Source organism: Spiroplasma endosymbiont of Zeiraphera isertana, from assembly GCF_964030805.1.
In the GTDB taxonomy this organism is placed as follows: Bacteria; Bacillota_I; Bacilli_A; order Mycoplasmatales; family VBWQ01; genus Spiroplasma_E.
The window spans coordinates 1,237,588-1,253,932 of the sequence record NZ_OZ034965.1; the positions used below are offsets into that span (position 1 = coordinate 1,237,588).

Sequence of the window (16,345 nt, forward strand, 5' to 3'; positions counted from 1 at the left end):
TGATTTTTTGTGACTAATAATGAATTAATTGATGTTTTAAAAAACAAAAAAGATGAAGAATTTATAAAAATTATTAGACATTTTAAAAATAGAATTAAACAAATTGAGAAAAAAGAAAAATTAGATGCAATTGATAAAAAATTTAAAGAAAAAGGAATTCAATGTCCAAATTGTAAATCTTATTGATGTGTAAAAAATGGTTTTAAGAATAATAAGCAAAAATATTTATGCAAAGATTGTAAAAGTAGCTTTGATGCTTTAAGAAATCATTTTTTACATTGAAGTCATTTATCTAATGAACAATGAGATTGAATAATTTGATTGTCATTGTTAGGTCAATCTGCTTATACTATTTCTCAATTTGCTAAAATTTCAAAAACATCAGCATGATTTAATCGTCAAAAATTTATGAAATCATCACAATTAGCAAAAACACAAAAACCATTCACAAAATTAAAAGGTAGAATTGAAATTGATGAAACTTTTATCAAAGAAATTCATAAAGGAAATTTCAAAAATCCAGATGATCCAAGAAAAAAATGAATTGAAGAAAATGCTAAAGATTTAAACTGTTGTATTGAAATGGCAATTGATGAAAATAAAAATATTTATGCTCAAACAACAAATACTAAAAGATTAACAAAAAAATGAGTACAAGAAAATTTAACATCTAAGCTTATCGAAGAAAAATCAATTATAGTTTGTGATATGCAAATACTATATGATACAGTAGCTAAACAAACAAAATGTACTCTCAAGAAATTTAAATCAAAAGAAAATAAAGAATTAAATTATAAAAATTTAAGTAATATCAGTAAAATACAATCAAGTTTAAAAGAATTTATTACTCATTATCATGGCATTGGATTTACCAATATTCAAAATTACCTCAATTTATGAAAATTTAAATACCAACATTATAAAATATCACCTTATGCAAAATCTGAAGCATTATATTTCAGTTTGTAAAAAAAATAAATCCCAAAATTAAATAAAATCAAATTTTAGGCCAGGTTGATGATTTTTTTTATTTCATCAAGAGTTTTTTTGAAAATTAAAATTTTTTTCTTGGATCATCTGTATTTTTGAAAAAAAAATTTGTAATGTCAAAATTTATTTTGCAGATCCTGGTAAACCTTGCCAAAGGGGTTTAAATGAAAATAATAATGGTATTTTAAGAAGATATTTACCAAAATCTACAGATCTATCTTCATATAAAAAAAGATTTAAATTTTATAGCATTTCAAATTAATTCTACACCCAGAAAATCGCTCTCTTATAAAAGACCAATAGATTTAATACAATTATTTTAAAAAACTGTCCCATTTATATTTACAACTCAGGTAATAAAAATAATAATAGTAGTCACAATAAAAATCAAAATTAAAAATAAACTAGAAATCTCTTCAATAACATTAATTCTATTATTAATGGAACTAAAAGATCATTCTTGCATACTAGTATAAAATCTAAGATTATTGATATTTAAAGGTGAAACTATTTTATTATAATCAATACCATTATTATAATATTTTGTACTTGCTATATCAGTAGGTGTTTTATAAGTTGCATGAAGATAATTATAAATTCATTCATTGTTTATTTGTGAATCAATATTTTTAGCCAAATCAGGATTAATACCTAAAAAAAATCATCAATATTACTGCTAAATGCCTTTAAATCAGATTCAACTTTGCGCATCGTATTACCATTAGTAAAAGCGACAGTATTATTTTTTAAATCAAGTGAATTACTAAAATAACGACCAACAAATGCTGCTAATGAGCTTGTAGCATAACCACGAATAATAAACGTTTTTCCAGCAATTACATAATTTTGACCAATATGTAAATTATTTAGTTCAGCAAAATGTTTGTAAATTAAAATTTCATTATCTTGTAATGGTTTTTCTGTTAAACTTGGGCCACCATCTTTGACAATAATTGCTTTATTAACAATATATTCGGGTCCTGTTTCAATAAAAGCAAAATTTTTACTAGTAATTAATAAATCACGGACCATAACAGCATGTTGTCATTCAATATCTTTATATAACATTCCCGTTGACATTATTTCATATAACTTAGCTTCATTTTTAATATCTATTTCACTATAGTTTCGATTAGCATATGACAATTGTCCTTTAAAATTATCATTATAAAACTGTAAAGCAGCTTCACTAGTAATCATAAAATTTGTTGCATTTTCTGGATTTTTTTCTGGATGTAATGGATCATATAGATATTGATTAATCATATTAGCATATTGTTCTATAGTTGCTTTATGAATATCATAAGATGGATAATTAATAGGAATATTAATTTTAAAATCAATATAATTATGGCTATTATCATTAAAAAGACTATTACCAATAGCAAAATATTCTTTACTACTAGCGTCCCCACCATGAAAAGTAAAACGATATATATCAGGTCTAGTAGCATCTGGTATTGTTAACTGAAAAGTAGATTTTGCCATCTTTTCTTTATCAATAGTATTATCTTTTTGATAATAATTAATATTATTTAAATAAGAACCAGCTTTATCTTTTTCATTATATTTTCCATCAAAATTAACATATTCGATTGGTGAAAAAAATGTATATTGATTAAATTCATTATGAGCAATATCGTTAACATATTGTTCAAATAAATAATTATTAGAAAAATTTAATGATAAAAAGGCAATAATCATAATCATTACTAAAAAACCTAAACCAAACATTTGTAATAAATTGTTTTTTTGTTCACGAATATAATTACGTAATAATTTAAACATGTTTATCCCTTCTTATGATCACTTATTAATAAATTAGATTTTGACAGTTTTGCTAAAGCTGACTTTGCTGCTTCTTGCTCAGCTTTCTTTTTATTTGTTCCTACTCCTTTCCCCATTAGTATTTTATTATCTAAATACACATGAACAATAAAATAAGTAATATTATCTTTTTTAATTTGTTCTATAGTTTTATAATTAATAGGATCTCTTTTTTCTGCCTGTACTAATTCTTGTAATTTAGTTTTATAATCAATAATTGTTTCTAACTGATTAGTTTTAATTAATTCAAATAAGGTTAAGTCTAAGATTTTTTTCACTGCACTATTTCCTAAATCAAGATATACTGCAGCAAGAAATGATTCAAAAACATCTGATAAAATGCTTTCGCGTTGTTGTCCACCTGTATTTTTTTCACCATTTCCCAAAAATAAATAATCTTGTAATCCTAGAGCAATTGCCACTGCTGCCAATGTTTCTTGTCTAACTGCTTTACTACGTAAACTTGTTAATTGTCCCTCATCTTTATTTGGAAATAAGTGTCAAATGTAAATTGAAATATTTTCCCCTAAAATCGAATCACCCAAAAATTCTAATCGCTCATATGAATAATCTAAATTATGTTCGTTTGAAAAAGAACGATGAGTAAATGCTTCACGATAATTACGATTAGATTTAATTTTTTCTAAAATACTCGATTTTAAAATATGTTCAATATTAATCATATTTTTCTCCTTAATACTTATTTATAAATTATAATTCTTGAATTTGTTTAGCTATTTTATTAGTAACATCTTGCTCAATAGCACGAATTAAAAGTTTTAAAGTACTATAATAAGATTTTTTATCACTAGATCCATGTGCTTTAAAAGCAATGCCATTAATACCTATTAATTGAGCACCACCTGTATTCTTATAATCAAAAGTCTTTTTAATATTTTTAAAAATACCAATTGACATTAAACCTAAAAATTTAGTTCATAAATTTTTTTTATAACCATTTTTAATTAATGTAAATAATAATGATGCCATGCCTTCAACTGATTTTAAAACCATATTACCTGAATAACCATCACAAATAATAATATCAACATCACCACTTAAAACATTTCGTGGTTCAATATTACCGTGAAAATTTAAAAAACTTAACTTTTCATTTTTTTGTGTTAATTGTTTTAGTTTAGCATATGTTGCTTTAGTTACTGCTGGACCTTTGCTTTCTTCAATACCAATATTTAGTAAACCAATTTTAGGACGTGAAATATTTTGAATAGTTTGACAATAAATATGACCCATTAATGCAAAATTAATTAATTCATCAACAGTGTTTTCAATATTTGCTCCAACATCCAATAATACTACTTGTCGATCTTTTATTAAAGTAGGCATAATTGGCATGAATGCCGGACGTTTAATGCCTTTGATTTCGCCTAATAAAAAATGACAAGCACCAAGATAGGCAGCAGTTGAACCAGAAGTTAGAATCCCATCTGTTTTTTTATTTTTAACTAACTGAATGGCTTGATTCATAGAAGAATCAGTCATTCTAATACCAGCGAGTGGACCATCATTCATAGTTATTACTTGGGTTGTTGCTAGTATTGTTATTCTTGATGATAATGGCTTATTTTTTAATAAAATCTGCAAGTTTCCATTAATTTGTTTTTCATCACCAACTAAACAAATGTCAACGTTTTTGAATTCTTTAATAACTTCTAACGCTGCAGCAATAGCGGGCAAACTACCATGGTCTGAACCCATTACATCAAAAGCAATTTTCATAGTTCCTCCTAAAAACAAAAAATAATTTAAGAAACCTTAAATAATATTATATTATAATTATTGATAGTTTAATTATAAGTTAATTTTTTTAATTCCTTAAGATTAACAATCCAACTAATACTGCATTTATTTATTTATTTTTAAATATGAATATTTCATTATTTGCTAGTAAAAAGTTAAAAAACAATTTATCTCTAATTATTTTGATATTGATTTTCTAAATAATTGTTTTTATTTACACCAGTTTTTTTAAATACCAAAACCCTTTTATTTATTTTATTAATAAAAAAAACTTTAAAAGCAAAAAACTAATATAAATACAAAAATATCTTATCATAATTTTATTAAAATCAAAAATAATCAAAGAATTAAAAAAATATTAAAACATTTAATAGTGTTTATTTTTATTTATAAAATAAACACTATTAATTTGATTATTATTCATAAAAATAAAGTTAATTAAAAATAATTTTTATTGTATTTTATTTTAAAAACTTTAGAATTTAGTTACTTCTTATTATATATCTAAGAAGGTATTGGGAAAAAATTAATAACACACCTGAGTTGTAAATATAAATGGGACAGTTTTTTAAAATAATTGTATTAAATCTATTGGTCTTTTATAAGAGAGCGATTTTCTGGGTGTAGAATTAATTTGAAATGCTATAAAATTTAAATCTTTTTTTATATGAAGATAGATCTGTAGATTTTGGTAAATATCTTCTTAAAATACCATTATTATTTTCATTTAAACCCCTTTGGCAAGGTTTACCAGGAACTGCAAAATAAATTTTGACATTACAAATTTTTTTTTAATTTTCACAAAAAATCTTGATATTACTTTTAATTTAAAATTAAAAGTAATATTTTTATATCAGGGGTGATTTTTTGTGACTAATAATGAATTAATTGATGTTTTAAAAAACAAAAAAGATGAAGAATTTATAAAAATTATTAGACATTTTAAAAATAGAATTAAACAAATTGAGAAAAAAGAAAAATTAGATGCAGTTGATAAAAAATTTCAAGAAAAAGGAATTCAATGTCCAAATTGTAAATCTTATTGATGTGTAAAAAATGGTTTTAAGAATAATAAGCAAAAATATTTATGCAAAGATTGTAAAAGTAGCTTTGATGCTTTAAGAAATAATTTTTTACATTGAAGTCATTTATCTCATGAACAATGAGATTGAATAATTTGATTGTCATTGTTAGGTCAATCTGCTTATACTATTTCTCAATTTGCTAAAATTTCAAAAACATCAGCATGATTTAATCGTCAAAAATTTATGAAATCATCACAATTAGCAAAAACACAAAAACCATTCACAAAATTAAAAGGTAGAATTGAAATTGATGAAACTTTTATCAAAGAAATTCATAAAGGAAATTTCAAAAATCCAGATGATCCAAGAAAAAAATGAATTGAAGAAAATGCTAAAGATTTAAACTGTTGTATTGAAATGGCAATTGATGAAAATAAAAATATTTATGCTCAAACAACAAATACTAAAAGATTAACAAAAAAATGAGTACAAGAAAATTTAACATCTAAGCTTATCGAAGAAAAATCAATTATAGTTTGTGATATGCAAATACTATATGATACAGTAGCTAAACAAACAAAATGTACTCTCAAGAAATTTAAATCAAAAGAAAATAAAGAATTAAATTATAAAAATTTAAGTAATATCAGTAAAATACAATCAAGTTTAAAAGAATTTATTACTCATTATCATGGCATTGGATTTACCAATATTCAAAATTACCTCAATTTATGAAAATTTAAATACCAACATTATAAAATATCACCTTATGCAAAATCTGAAGCATTATATTTCAGTTTGTAAAAAAAATAGGAAATTATCCCCACATGTACTGGTGTGGAGGAAAAAATGAATTGAAATGAATTCAATAGCATATTTCAAACTGAAAACGATTGTTTGAAATATATAGCGAAGTTGAAAATAATGAAATGCATCAGGTGTGCTTCTTCTAGTTTGAATACTTCTGATTTGAGAAGAATACGATGTTTGAACTGTAACCAAACATTTAGTATTCTTTATGGAACCATTTTTTATAAGTCACAGACCCAAATGACATCTTGGTTTTATCTCATCTTTAGATGAATAAACACAAAGCATGGCATACCAGCAACCGATGTTGCAAGGGAATTGGGTGTGACCTATAAAACAGCTTGAAGAATGTGTCATGAAATCAGGACTAGAATTGGAAATCAAGATGCAGGTTTCATTGTTGATGGCACAGCACAGATGGATGAAATGTATCTTTCACATTTAGGTTTTAAAAAACAAGGAAGATCCTTGTTGAATAAAACTTTGATTGTTGGAGTTTATGAGAAAACCAGCAACAAACTAATTGTGAAGGTGCTGAAAAATGCAGATGAAAAAAAACTTTTAAGATTTGCATTGAAACACATTTTTACTGAGTGCTGTCTATTTACGGATTCTTGGAAGGGATATGTAAGTTTCAAAAACTTCTATCCCAAACATGAAATCGTAAATCATGAAGTTGGGTATGTGTCACCAACAGGTGTAAACACAAACCAGATTGAATCAGCATGAAAGCACATCCGACGAACTTTCCGAACACACATAAGAGTTTCAAAGCACAATATTCATTTATATGCAAAAGAATCAGCATATAAATTCAATAACATACCTAGTTTTGAAACTGTAATTTTGTGTTTGATTTAAATACATGCGGGGATAATTTCCTAGGTAGGCTTTTATCTCCATTTATGTGATAAAATTTAAAAATAGTACATAAAGGGATAAAAGCCAAAAAATAAATCCCAAAATTAAATAAAATCAAATTTTAGGCCAGGTTGATGATTTTTTTTATTTCATCAAGAGTTTTTTTGAAAATTAAAAAATTTTTTCGATTAATCTTCATTTACTAAATTCTTTACCACGATCAAAAGTAATGGTTTTAACTGTTCCTTTTTGTAACTTTGAAATAAATTTTATTATACTTTTCGTAATATTTTCTGATTTATGATTTTTAGTTACTAAAGGAATTGTGGTTTTTGATCATATATCAGCCAGAGGCTTTTATGTAATCTGTGTATCTTTGTTTTACAAGGTACTAGTTTAGATTAATTCTGTCTTCAAATTTTATCATAAAATGAGCAATTGCTGTATTTCAATTTTGAATAGGCATTGTTCATTTTTTTGTTATATTTTCAATTGCTAAGTAAAATATTTTGAAAACTGCCATATCGTTAGGAAAAACTTTTTTATTTCTAATAACTTTTCGTAATTGACTATTAACAGATTCAATAGCATTTGTAGTATAAATTACTCTTTTAATTTCTGGTGGATAACTAATAAAAACCATTAAATTATCTCAATTTTTATATCAAGATTTAGTAATTTGAGGATATTGTTTATTTCATTTATTTTCAAACGATTCTAAAGCTTGCATTGCTTGTTCTTCACTACATGCACTATAAATTGGTTTTAAATCTGTAACTAGAGATTTTCAATGTTTGTATGAAACATATTTTAAACTATTTCTAATTTGATGAACTATGCATAATTGATGTTCGGTTTTAGGATAAACTGATTGTATTGCTTCTGACATGCCTGTTAAATTATCCCTACAAGCAATAAGAATATCATTTAAGCCTCGATTTTTCATTTCTGTAAAATTAGATAATCAAAATTTAGAACCTTCATTTTCACTAATTCATAAACCTAAAACATCTTTTTTACCTTATAAATCAACTCCTAGTGCTATATAAACTGATTTGTTAATAATCCGTTTATCTTGTCGTACTCTAACTACTATACAATCAAAATAAACAATCGGATAAATACTTTCTAATGGCCGATTTTGCCATGCTTTGACATCATCAATAACATCATCAGTAATTTGACTAATAACACTTTCACTAATATCTGCACCATGATATAACTCTTGCAACTGCATTCTAATGTCAGATACTGTCATACCTTTTGCATATAGTGAAAGAACTTGTTGTTCAAAACCATCAAATCTTCTTTGTCTTTTTGGCACTATTACAGGAGTAAAATTACTATTACGATCTCATGGTACATCAATTTCAATTTTATCTTCTTGAGTTATTAATTTTTTTGAAGTTATGCCATTACGAGCATTTTCACTATTACTATGTTGATTTTTTTCATATCCTAAATAATTTTGCATTTCAGAATTCAACATTTTTTCCACTAATCTTTTTGTTAATTCTTTATATAAACCTCCTTCTTTAAAAACTGTTGTTAAATCTTCAGTATTTTCTAGTAATAAATCTACTGCTTGTGATATTGGATCATTATTATTAATGTTTTGTTTTTTAACCATTTGTAACTAACTCTTTCTAGTCATTTAATTATATTTACTAGAATTAATTAAACATAGTTATTTTTGTAAGTTACACAGATTACTAAACATTACCATCAGCCCAAAGTAATAATAGAACTTTTATGATCTTTGCCAATGATAGTATCACCTTCTAAATGACCAAATTCTTGTATATTTTTAATATTAGGAATGATTAAATTTCTTTCATGAATAGACTTACAATTATTAATTTTGCCCCTAGTTTCTTTTTGTTTGTGAGATTTATTTTCGCCTTTTCTCAATAAGTTATTTTCATCAAAACCCATTCGATTTGTTTTAAACACGTTACCTGAGTTGTAAATATAAATGGGACAGTTTTTTAAAATAATTGTATTAAATCTATTGGTCTTTTATAAGAGAGCGATTTTCTGGGTTTAGAATTAATTTGAAATGCTATAAAATTTAAATCTTTTTGTTTATATGAAGATAGATCTGTAGATTTTGGTAAATATCTTCTTAAAATACCATTATTATTTTCATTTAAACCCCTTTGGCAAGGTTTACCAGGATCTGCACAATAAATTTTGACATTAGACTTGGTGCAAAACTAAGGTAATTCAAAATTATATATTCCTGCTATTAAATTAAATCTTAATGCAAATCTTCGTATTTTATTGCGATATTTTAAACTTAAAATTTTAAAACGTTTTAGTTTAGCAAATACGTGTTCAATTTTAATTCTAATTTTACTTAAAGTTTTATTGTATTCTTTTTGAATTGGTGTTAATTGATTGTATTTACTTTTTTTAAATGGCAAAAATGTATTTTTATGAATATTTTGTATACCTTGATAACCTGAATCAACAAAAACTTGTTTTTCTGGATGAATAAAAGTTTTAGATTTTAGAAGCAATTTAAAATCATGAATGCTTCCAAAACAAAAAGCAGTTGAAATAATTTTTCCATTGGAAATATCAATAATTATTTGGGATTTGAGAGAATGATGTTTCTTTTTACCTCTTTAATTGTAAAATTAAAAAGGACACTTATATAAAAATTAAATTGTGTTAGTTCTATAATTCAGAAAAGAAAGGAATTAGCGCAATGTATAAGTATCTGAGTATTGAATCAATAATAGCAATAAAAGAATAGACTTGGTGCAAAACCTTTAATTTTAACAATTTAACGATTATTATTAATATTAAAGGTGATAGTTATTATGTTGAAAAAATATAAAGATGATCAAGAATTTTATAGTTTAGTCGGCATAAAGCCACAAACATTTTATAAAATGCTTGAAATTTTAAAAATTGCTGAGTCTAAACAAAATATTATGGTGGTAGAAAAAATAAAATTGTAATTGAAGAGCGTTTATTAATGACTTTAGAATATTGAAAAGACTATAGTAGTTATAGAGTTATTGCAAAAAGATATAATATTAGTCATACTAGTTGCATTCGTAATATTTTTTGAATTAAAAATATTTTAATAAAAAGCGGAATTTTTAATTTACCTGGAAAAAAAGATTTAACAAAAAATAAAGGTACTAATAATAATTTGTTAGCTATTGATGCTACTGAAACTCCAATTGAAAGAATTAAAAAAAACTAAAATTACTTTTTTCAGGTAAAAAGAAACATCATTCTCTCAAATCTCAAATAATTATTGATATTTCCAATGGAAAAATTATTTCAACTGCTTTTTGTTTTGGAAGCATTCATGATTTTAAATTGCTTCTAAAATCTAAAACTTTTATTCATCCAGAAAAACAAGTTTTTGTTGATTCAGGTTATCAAGGTATACAAAATATTCATAAAAATACATTTTTGCCATTTAAAAAAAGTAAATACAATCAGTTAACACCAATTCAAAAAGAATACAATAAAACTTTAAGTAAAATTAGAATTAAAATTGAACACGTATTTGCTAAACTAAAACGTTTTAAAATTTTAAGTTTAAAATATCGCAATAAAATACGAAGATTTGCATTAAGATTTAATTTAATAGCAGGAATATATAATTTTGAATTACCTTAGTTTTGCACCAAGTCTATTCTTTAAAAGATAATGTAAATTGTTTTTTATTATCATTAATACTATAAATTGCACGATTAATAGTTACTTGTTCATTATTTAATGTATAAATTTCAAATAATCTTACCGTTTGTGCATTTTGTTGATAACTATCATAAAAAATAGTACATTGAATTAATTTACCAGTAATATCATAAACTCTTTGTTGTATATCTACTACTTGAAAATATAAGTCATCATTAGCAATAAAAATTAAATAACCACTAATTCCTAATTTACTTAATTTAAAAATAGAATTTCAATTTTTTCTATAAAACTCTTGTTTAATTAAATATTGTTTAATAGTTTCATTATTAATGTCTAATGGAGCATTATATAAATTAGCATTATTTTCTGCTACAAAATCAGTGAAATAAGTTTCGTGATTAAAATCATTAAAACCAAAATAATTTAAAATTGAAGCATGAGTACTTTTATTTTTATTAGTTAAAAATTTTACTTTTTCATTTTGATTATCACTAATATTACTTTTATCTTTTCTAAAAAATCTACCTAACATAATATTCACCACCTTTTTAAAAAATTTGATTAATTTTTAATACAATTTTTACAATAATAAATATAATAGACTTGGTGCAAAACTAAGGTAATTCAAAATTATATATTCCTGCTATTAAATTAAATCTTAATGCAAATCTTCGTATTTTATTGCGATATTTTAAACTTAAAATTTTAAAACGTTTTAGTTTAGCAAATACGTGTTCAATTTTAATTCTAATTTTACTTAAAGTTTTATTGTATTGTTTTTGAATTGGTGTTAATGGATTGTATTTACTTTTTTTAAATGGCAAAAATGTATTTTTATGAATATTTTGTATACATTGATAACCTGAATCAACAAAAACTTGTTTTTCTGGATGAATAAAAGTTTTAGATTTTAGAAGCAATTTAAAATCATGAATGCTTCCAAAACAAAAAGCAGTTGAAATAATTTTTCCATTGGAAATATCAATAATTATTTGGGATTTGAGAGAATGATGTTTCTTTTTACCTGAAAAAAGTAATTTTAGTTTTTTTTAATTCTTTCAATTGGAGTTTCAGTAGCATCAATAGCTAACAAATTATTATTAGTACCTTTATTTTTTGTTAAATCTTTTTTTCCAGGTAAATTAAAAATTCCGCTTTTTATTAAAATATTTTCAATTCAAAAAATATTACGAATGCAACTAGTATGACTAATATTATATCTTTTTGCAATAACTCTATAACTACTATAGTCTTTTCAATATTCTAAAGTCATTAATAAACGCTCTTCAATTACAATTTTATTTTTTCTACCACCACAATATTTTTGTTTAGACTCAGCAATTTTTAAAATTTCAAGCATTTTATAAAATGTTTGTGGCTTTATGCCGACTAAATTATAAAATTCTTGATCATCTTTATATTTTTTCAACATAATAACTATCACCTTTAATATTAATAATAATCGTTAAATTGTTAAAATTAAAGGTTTTGCACCAAGTCTAATGTAAAAAATGATTTCTTAAAGCATCAAAGCTACTTTTACAATCTTTGCATAAATATTTTTGCTTATTATTCTTAAAACCATTTTTTACACATCAATAAGATTTACAATTTGGACATTGAATTCCTTTTTCTTTAAATTTTTTATCAATTGCATCTAATTTTTCTTTTTTCTCAATTTGTTTAATTCTATTTTTAAAATGTCTAATAATTTTTATAAATTCTTCATCTTTTTTGTTTTTTAAAACATCAATTAATTCATTATTAGTCACAAAAAATCACCCCTGATATAAAAATATTACTTTTAATTTAAAATTAAAAGTAATATCAAGATTTTTTGTGAAAATTAAAACGATTTTCTGGGTGTAGAATTAATTTGAAATGCTATAAAATTTAAATCTTTTTGTTTATATGAAGATAGATCTGTAGATTTTGGTAAATATCTTCTTAAAATACCATTATTATTTCTTTAATTGTAAAATTAAAAAGGACACTTATATAAAAATTAAATTGTGTTAGTTCTATAATTAAGAAAAGAAAGGAATTAGCGCAATGTATAAGTATCTGAGTATTGAATCAATAATAGCAATAAAAGAATAGACTTGGTGCAAAACTAAGGTAATTCAAAATTATATATTCCTGCTATTAAATTAAATCTTAATGCAAATCTTCGTATTTTATTGCGATATTTTAAACTTAAAATTTTAAAACGTTTTAGTTTAGCAAATACGTGTTCAATTTTAATTCTAATTTTACTTAAAGTTTTATTGTATTCTTTTTGAATTGGTGTTAATTGATTGTATTTACTTTTTTTAAATGGCAAAAATTTATTTTTATGAATATTTTGTATACCTCGATAACCCGAATCAACAAAAACTTGTTTTTCTGGATGAATAAAAGTTTTAGATTTTAGAAGCAATTTAAAATCATGAATGCTTCCAAAACAAAAAGCAGTTGAAATAATTTTTACATTGGAAATATCAATAATTATTTGGGATTTGAGAGAATGATGTTTCTTTTTACCTGAAAAAATTAATTTTAGTTTTTTTTTAATTCTTTCAATTGGAGTTTCAGTAGCATCAATAGCTAACAAATTATTATTAGTACCTTTATTTTTTGTTAAATCTTTTTTTTCAGGTAAATTAAAAAGGCTTTTCTCCCTTTATGTACTATTTTTAAATTTTATCACATAAATGCTGAGAAAAGCCTATCTACGGACTTCTCCCCACATTTTTAAATCAAACATAACATTACAGTTTCAAAACTAGGTATATTGTTGAATTTATATGCCGATTCTTTTGCATATAAATGAACATGATGTTTTTCAACTTTGATATGTGTTTTAAATGTTCGTCTGATGTGCTTTCATGCCGATTCAATCTGGTTTATGTTTACACCAGTTTTTGAAACATAGCCATCTTGATGGTTAACTGTTTCATGCTTAGTGAAAACTGATTTAAAATGGCGATATCCTTTTCAAGAATCAGTATGTACATCACACTTTGAAGAAATGTGGTTTCTTGCAAATTGCAAAAGATTTTTTTGATTTGCATTTTTCAACACTTTCACAATTAAATTATTGGTTGTTTTTTCATAAATCCCAACAATCAAAGTTTTATTTTTTAAGGATCTTCCTTGTTTTTTAAAACCCATATGTGAAAGATACATTTCATCCATTTGCACTATGCCCTCAACAATGAATTGAGGTTCTTGTTTTGCAATTGCACTTCGGATTTTATGACCCATTCTTCAAGAAGTTTTCAAAGTTACTCCCAATTCTTTTGCAACATCAGTTGATGGAATTCCATGTTTGGTGTTTATTCATCTAAAGATGAGATAAAACCAAGATGTCAAAGGTGTTTGTGACTTGTAAAAAATGGTGTCATGAAGAATACTAAATGTTTGATGACATTTCAAACATCTTATTCTTCTTAAATCAGAAGTATTCAAATTTGTTCAAGAACACCTCATACATTTGTTTTCCTTCAAACTTGCTATATATTTCAAACAATCTTTTTCTGTTTGAAATATATTGTTGAACTCATTCAATTTCATTGTTTCCTCCACAAGTACATGCGGGGAGAAGTCCGATTAAAAATTCCGCTTTTTATTAAAATATTTTCAATTCAAAAAATATTACGAATGCAACTAGTATGACTAATATTATATCTTTTTGCAATAACTCTATAACTACTATAGTCTTTTCAATATTCTAAAGTCATTAATAAACGCTCTTCAATTACAATTTTATTTTTTCTACCACCATAATATTTTTGTTTAGACTCAGCAATTTTTAAAATTTCAAGCATTTTATAAAATGTTTGTGGCTTTATGCCGACTAAATTATAAAATTCTTGATCATCTTTATATTTTTTCAACATAATAACTATCACCTTTAATATTAATAATAATCGTTAAATTGTTAAAATTAAAGGTTTTGCACCAAGTCTAATTAAGAAAAGAAAGGAATTAGCGCAATGTATAAGTATCTGAGTATTGAATCAATAATAGCAACAACAGAATAGACTTGGTGCAAAACTAAGGTAATTAAAAATTATATATTCCTGCTATTAAATTAAATCTTAATGCAAATCTTCGTATTTTATTGCGATATTTTAAACTTAAAATTTTAAAACGTTTTAGTTTAGCAAATACGTGTTCAATTTTAATTCTAATTTTACTTAAAGTTTTATTGTATTCTTTTTGAATTGGTGTTAATTGATTGTATTTACTTTTTTTAAATGGCAAAAATTTATTTTTATGAATATTTTGTATACCTTGATAACCTGAATCAACAAAAACTTGTTTTTCTGGATGAATAAAATTTTTAGATTTTAGAAGCAATTTAAAATCATGAATGCTTCCAAAACAAAAAGCGGTTGAAATAATTTTTCCATTGGAAATATCAATAATTATTTGGGATTTGAGAGAATGATGTTTCTTTTTACCTGAAAAAAGTAATTTTAGTTTTTTTAATTCTTTCAATTGGAGTTTCAGTAGCATCAATAGCTAACAAATTATTATTAGTACCTTTATTTTTTGTTAAATCTTTTTTTCCAGTTAAATTAAAAATTCCGCTTTTTATTAAAATATTTTCAATTCAAAAAATATTACGAATGCAACTAGTATGACTAATATTATATCTTTTTGCAATAACTCTATAACTACTATAGTCTTTTCAATATTCTAAAGTCATTAATAAACGCTCTTCAATTACAATTTTATTTTTTCTACCACCATAATATTTTTGTTTAGACTCAGCAATTTTTAAAATTTCAAGCATTTTATAAAATGTTTGTGGCTTTATGCCGACTAAACTATAAAATTCTTGATCATCTTTATATTTTTTCAACATAATAACTATCACCTTTACTATTAATAATAATCGTTAAATTGTTAAAATTAAAGGTTTTGCACCAAGTCTATTGAAGAAAATGCTAAAGATTTAAACTGTTGTATTGAAATGGCAATTTATTAAAATAAAAATATTTATGCTCAAACAACAAATACTAAAAGATTAACAAAAAAATGAGTACAAGAAAATTTAACATCTAAGCTTATCAAAGAAAAATCAATTATAGTTTGTGATATGCAAATACTATATGATACAGTAGCTAAACAAACAAAATGTACTCTCAAGAAATTTAAATCAAAAGATAATAAAGAATTAAATTATAAAAATTTAAGTAATATCAGTAAAATACAATCAAGTTTAAAAGAATTTATTACTCATTATCATGGCATTGGATTTACCAATATTCAAAATTACCTCAATTTATGAAAATTTAAATACCAACATTATAAAATATCACCTTATGCAAAATCTGAAGCATTATATTTCAGTTTGTAAAAAAAATAAATCCCAAAATTAAATAAAATCAAATTTTAGGCCAGGTTGATGA

General features: G+C 23.9%; 23 protein-coding genes and 7 pseudogenes. 9 read left to right on the plus strand and 21 right to left on the minus strand.

What is annotated here, in order from left to right; genetic code table 4:
• Positions 1 to 9 precede the first annotated feature (9 nt).
• Positions 10 to 969, plus strand: coding sequence for an IS1595 family transposase (locus tag AAHM78_RS08655; protein WP_342252859.1), 960 nt, complete (start codon positions 10 to 12; stop codon positions 967 to 969).
• 18 nt (positions 970 to 987) lie between these two features.
• Here AAHM78_RS08655 and AAHM78_RS08660 read toward each other — a convergent pair whose 3' ends face one another.
• The gene (locus AAHM78_RS08660) at positions 988 to 1,110 is read right to left on the minus strand and encodes a hypothetical protein (protein ID WP_342252860.1); all 123 of its coding nucleotides are present in this window, start codon (positions 1,108 to 1,110) and stop codon (positions 988 to 990) included.
• On the opposite strand from AAHM78_RS08660, the pseudogene AAHM78_RS16970 reads away from it, so the two are divergent.
• Positions 1,091 to 1,313: pseudogene (locus AAHM78_RS16970) on the plus strand (IS30 family transposase); the annotation flags it as partial. The gene AAHM78_RS08660 and the pseudogene AAHM78_RS16970 overlap by 20 nt on opposite strands.
• On the opposite strand, the gene AAHM78_RS08665 reads toward AAHM78_RS16970, so the two are convergent.
• From AAHM78_RS08665 to AAHM78_RS16975, 5 genes and pseudogenes are all read right to left on the minus strand, one after another.
• Complete coding sequence (locus AAHM78_RS08665; protein WP_342252861.1) at positions 1,310 to 1,627, minus strand: hypothetical protein; 318 nt, start codon at positions 1,625 to 1,627, stop codon at positions 1,310 to 1,312. The pseudogene AAHM78_RS16970 and the gene AAHM78_RS08665 overlap by 4 nt on opposite strands.
• A 14-nt stretch (positions 1,628 to 1,641) precedes the next feature.
• Positions 1,642 to 2,778, minus strand: a complete 1,137-nt coding sequence (locus tag AAHM78_RS08670; protein WP_342252862.1) for a hypothetical protein — start codon at positions 2,776 to 2,778, stop codon at positions 1,642 to 1,644.
• A 2-nt stretch (positions 2,779 to 2,780) separates the two neighbouring features.
• Complete coding sequence (gene rnc, locus AAHM78_RS08675) at positions 2,781 to 3,500, minus strand: ribonuclease III (RefSeq protein WP_342252863.1); 720 nt, start codon at positions 3,498 to 3,500, stop codon at positions 2,781 to 2,783.
• Between the two features lie 28 nt (positions 3,501 to 3,528).
• Positions 3,529 to 4,557 carry a phosphate acyltransferase PlsX gene (plsX, locus tag AAHM78_RS08680; protein WP_342252864.1) on the minus strand — a complete coding sequence of 343 codons (1,029 nt, stop codon included), beginning with the start codon at positions 4,555 to 4,557 and terminating at the stop codon, positions 3,529 to 3,531.
• Positions 4,558 to 5,146: 589 nt separating this feature from the next.
• A pseudogene (locus AAHM78_RS16975) lies at positions 5,147 to 5,369 on the minus strand (transposase); the annotation flags it as partial.
• A gap of 78 nt (positions 5,370 to 5,447) precedes the next feature.
• Between AAHM78_RS16975 and AAHM78_RS08685 the strand changes: the two are divergent.
• Both AAHM78_RS08685 and AAHM78_RS08690 read left to right on the plus strand, forming a co-directional pair.
• Positions 5,448 to 6,407, plus strand: coding sequence for an IS1595 family transposase (locus tag AAHM78_RS08685; RefSeq protein WP_342252865.1), 960 nt, complete (start codon positions 5,448 to 5,450; stop codon positions 6,405 to 6,407).
• 150 nt (positions 6,408 to 6,557) lie between these two features.
• Positions 6,558 to 7,274: an IS1595 family transposase gene (locus AAHM78_RS08690; RefSeq protein WP_342252866.1), complete on the plus strand. Its 717-nt coding sequence runs from the start codon at positions 6,558 to 6,560 to the stop codon at positions 7,272 to 7,274.
• Between the two features lie 180 nt (positions 7,275 to 7,454).
• Here the strand turns inward: AAHM78_RS08690 and AAHM78_RS16980 are convergent.
• The 5 genes and pseudogenes from AAHM78_RS16980 to AAHM78_RS08705 all read right to left on the minus strand — a co-directional run.
• Positions 7,455 to 7,625 (minus strand): annotated as a pseudogene (locus tag AAHM78_RS16980) (IS30 family transposase); the annotation flags it as partial.
• Between the two features lie 40 nt (positions 7,626 to 7,665).
• A pseudogene (locus AAHM78_RS08695) lies at positions 7,666 to 8,904 on the minus strand (IS256 family transposase).
• A 101-nt stretch (positions 8,905 to 9,005) separates the two neighbouring features.
• A pseudogene (locus tag AAHM78_RS08700) lies at positions 9,006 to 9,230 on the minus strand (IS30 family transposase); the annotation flags it as partial.
• 32 nt (positions 9,231 to 9,262) lie between these two features.
• Positions 9,263 to 9,475: pseudogene (locus AAHM78_RS16985) on the minus strand (transposase); the annotation flags it as partial.
• A gap of 15 nt (positions 9,476 to 9,490) precedes the next feature.
• A complete protein-coding gene (locus tag AAHM78_RS08705) occupies positions 9,491 to 9,856 on the minus strand; it encodes a transposase family protein (RefSeq protein ID WP_342254958.1) in 366 nt (121 codons plus the stop codon).
• 246 nt (positions 9,857 to 10,102) lie between these two features.
• On the opposite strand from AAHM78_RS08705, the gene AAHM78_RS08710 reads away from it, so the two are divergent.
• The 3 genes from AAHM78_RS08710 to AAHM78_RS08720 are packed head-to-tail and all read left to right on the plus strand — an operon-like array spanning position 10,103 to position 10,919.
• On the plus strand, positions 10,103 to 10,243 hold the full coding sequence (locus tag AAHM78_RS08710) for a hypothetical protein (RefSeq protein WP_342252823.1): 141 nt from the start codon (positions 10,103 to 10,105) through the stop codon (positions 10,241 to 10,243).
• Between the two features lie 17 nt (positions 10,244 to 10,260).
• On the plus strand, positions 10,261 to 10,494 hold the full coding sequence (locus tag AAHM78_RS08715; RefSeq protein ID WP_342252868.1) for a transposase family protein: 234 nt from the start codon (positions 10,261 to 10,263) through the stop codon (positions 10,492 to 10,494).
• Between the two features lie 59 nt (positions 10,495 to 10,553).
• On the plus strand, positions 10,554 to 10,919 hold the full coding sequence (locus AAHM78_RS08720; RefSeq protein ID WP_342254958.1) for a transposase family protein: 366 nt from the start codon (positions 10,554 to 10,556) through the stop codon (positions 10,917 to 10,919).
• Between the two features lie 13 nt (positions 10,920 to 10,932).
• Here AAHM78_RS08720 and AAHM78_RS08725 read toward each other — a convergent pair whose 3' ends face one another.
• From AAHM78_RS08725 to AAHM78_RS08745, 6 genes and pseudogenes are all read right to left on the minus strand, one after another.
• Positions 10,933 to 11,475 carry a hypothetical protein gene (locus AAHM78_RS08725; RefSeq protein ID WP_342252869.1) on the minus strand — a complete coding sequence of 181 codons (543 nt, stop codon included), beginning with the start codon at positions 11,473 to 11,475 and terminating at the stop codon, positions 10,933 to 10,935.
• An 82-nt stretch (positions 11,476 to 11,557) separates the two neighbouring features.
• The gene (locus tag AAHM78_RS08730; RefSeq protein WP_342255114.1) at positions 11,558 to 11,932 is read right to left on the minus strand and encodes a transposase family protein; all 375 of its coding nucleotides are present in this window, start codon (positions 11,930 to 11,932) and stop codon (positions 11,558 to 11,560) included.
• Positions 11,933 to 11,982: 50 nt separating this feature from the next.
• Positions 11,983 to 12,375 (minus strand): transposase family protein, encoded by a 393-nt coding sequence (locus AAHM78_RS08735; RefSeq protein WP_342252870.1) that lies wholly within the window; start codon positions 12,373 to 12,375, stop codon positions 11,983 to 11,985.
• A gap of 67 nt (positions 12,376 to 12,442) precedes the next feature.
• Positions 12,443 to 12,715, minus strand: coding sequence for an IS1/IS1595 family N-terminal zinc-binding domain-containing protein (locus AAHM78_RS08740; RefSeq protein WP_342252841.1), 273 nt, complete (start codon positions 12,713 to 12,715; stop codon positions 12,443 to 12,445).
• Between the two features lie 74 nt (positions 12,716 to 12,789).
• Positions 12,790 to 12,909, minus strand: a pseudogene (locus tag AAHM78_RS16990) (IS30 family transposase); the annotation flags it as partial.
• Positions 12,910 to 13,056: 147 nt separating this feature from the next.
• Positions 13,057 to 13,479: a transposase family protein gene (locus AAHM78_RS08745; protein WP_342255115.1), complete on the minus strand. Its 423-nt coding sequence runs from the start codon at positions 13,477 to 13,479 to the stop codon at positions 13,057 to 13,059.
• Between AAHM78_RS08745 and AAHM78_RS08750 the strand changes: the two genes are divergently transcribed.
• Entirely contained in the window at positions 13,376 to 13,636 is a 261-nt protein-coding gene (locus tag AAHM78_RS08750; RefSeq protein WP_342255234.1) for a hypothetical protein, read from the plus strand. The genes AAHM78_RS08745 and AAHM78_RS08750 overlap by 104 nt on opposite strands.
• 40 nt (positions 13,637 to 13,676) lie before the next feature.
• Here AAHM78_RS08750 and AAHM78_RS08755 read toward each other — a convergent pair whose 3' ends face one another.
• The 4 genes from AAHM78_RS08755 to AAHM78_RS08770 all read right to left on the minus strand — a co-directional run bounded on the left by AAHM78_RS08755 (position 13,677) and on the right by AAHM78_RS08770 (position 15,798).
• Positions 13,677 to 14,498 carry an IS1595 family transposase gene (locus AAHM78_RS08755; protein WP_342252871.1) on the minus strand — a complete coding sequence of 274 codons (822 nt, stop codon included), beginning with the start codon at positions 14,496 to 14,498 and terminating at the stop codon, positions 13,677 to 13,679.
• A complete protein-coding gene (locus AAHM78_RS08760) occupies positions 14,438 to 14,824 on the minus strand; it encodes a transposase family protein (protein ID WP_342252872.1) in 387 nt (128 codons plus the stop codon). Before AAHM78_RS08760 ends, AAHM78_RS08755 begins: the two co-directional genes overlap by 61 nt.
• Before the next feature lie 166 nt (positions 14,825 to 14,990).
• Positions 14,991 to 15,446, minus strand: a complete 456-nt coding sequence (locus AAHM78_RS08765; protein WP_342255116.1) for a transposase family protein — start codon at positions 15,444 to 15,446, stop codon at positions 14,991 to 14,993.
• On the minus strand, positions 15,388 to 15,798 hold the full coding sequence (locus tag AAHM78_RS08770) for a transposase family protein (RefSeq protein WP_342252873.1): 411 nt from the start codon (positions 15,796 to 15,798) through the stop codon (positions 15,388 to 15,390). Before AAHM78_RS08770 ends, AAHM78_RS08765 begins: the two co-directional genes overlap by 59 nt.
• 234 nt (positions 15,799 to 16,032) lie before the next feature.
• Between AAHM78_RS08770 and AAHM78_RS08775 the strand changes: the two genes are divergently transcribed.
• Positions 16,033 to 16,293, plus strand: coding sequence for a hypothetical protein (locus AAHM78_RS08775; RefSeq protein ID WP_342252874.1), 261 nt, complete (start codon positions 16,033 to 16,035; stop codon positions 16,291 to 16,293).
• The last annotated feature ends 52 nt before the right edge of the window (positions 16,294 to 16,345 follow it).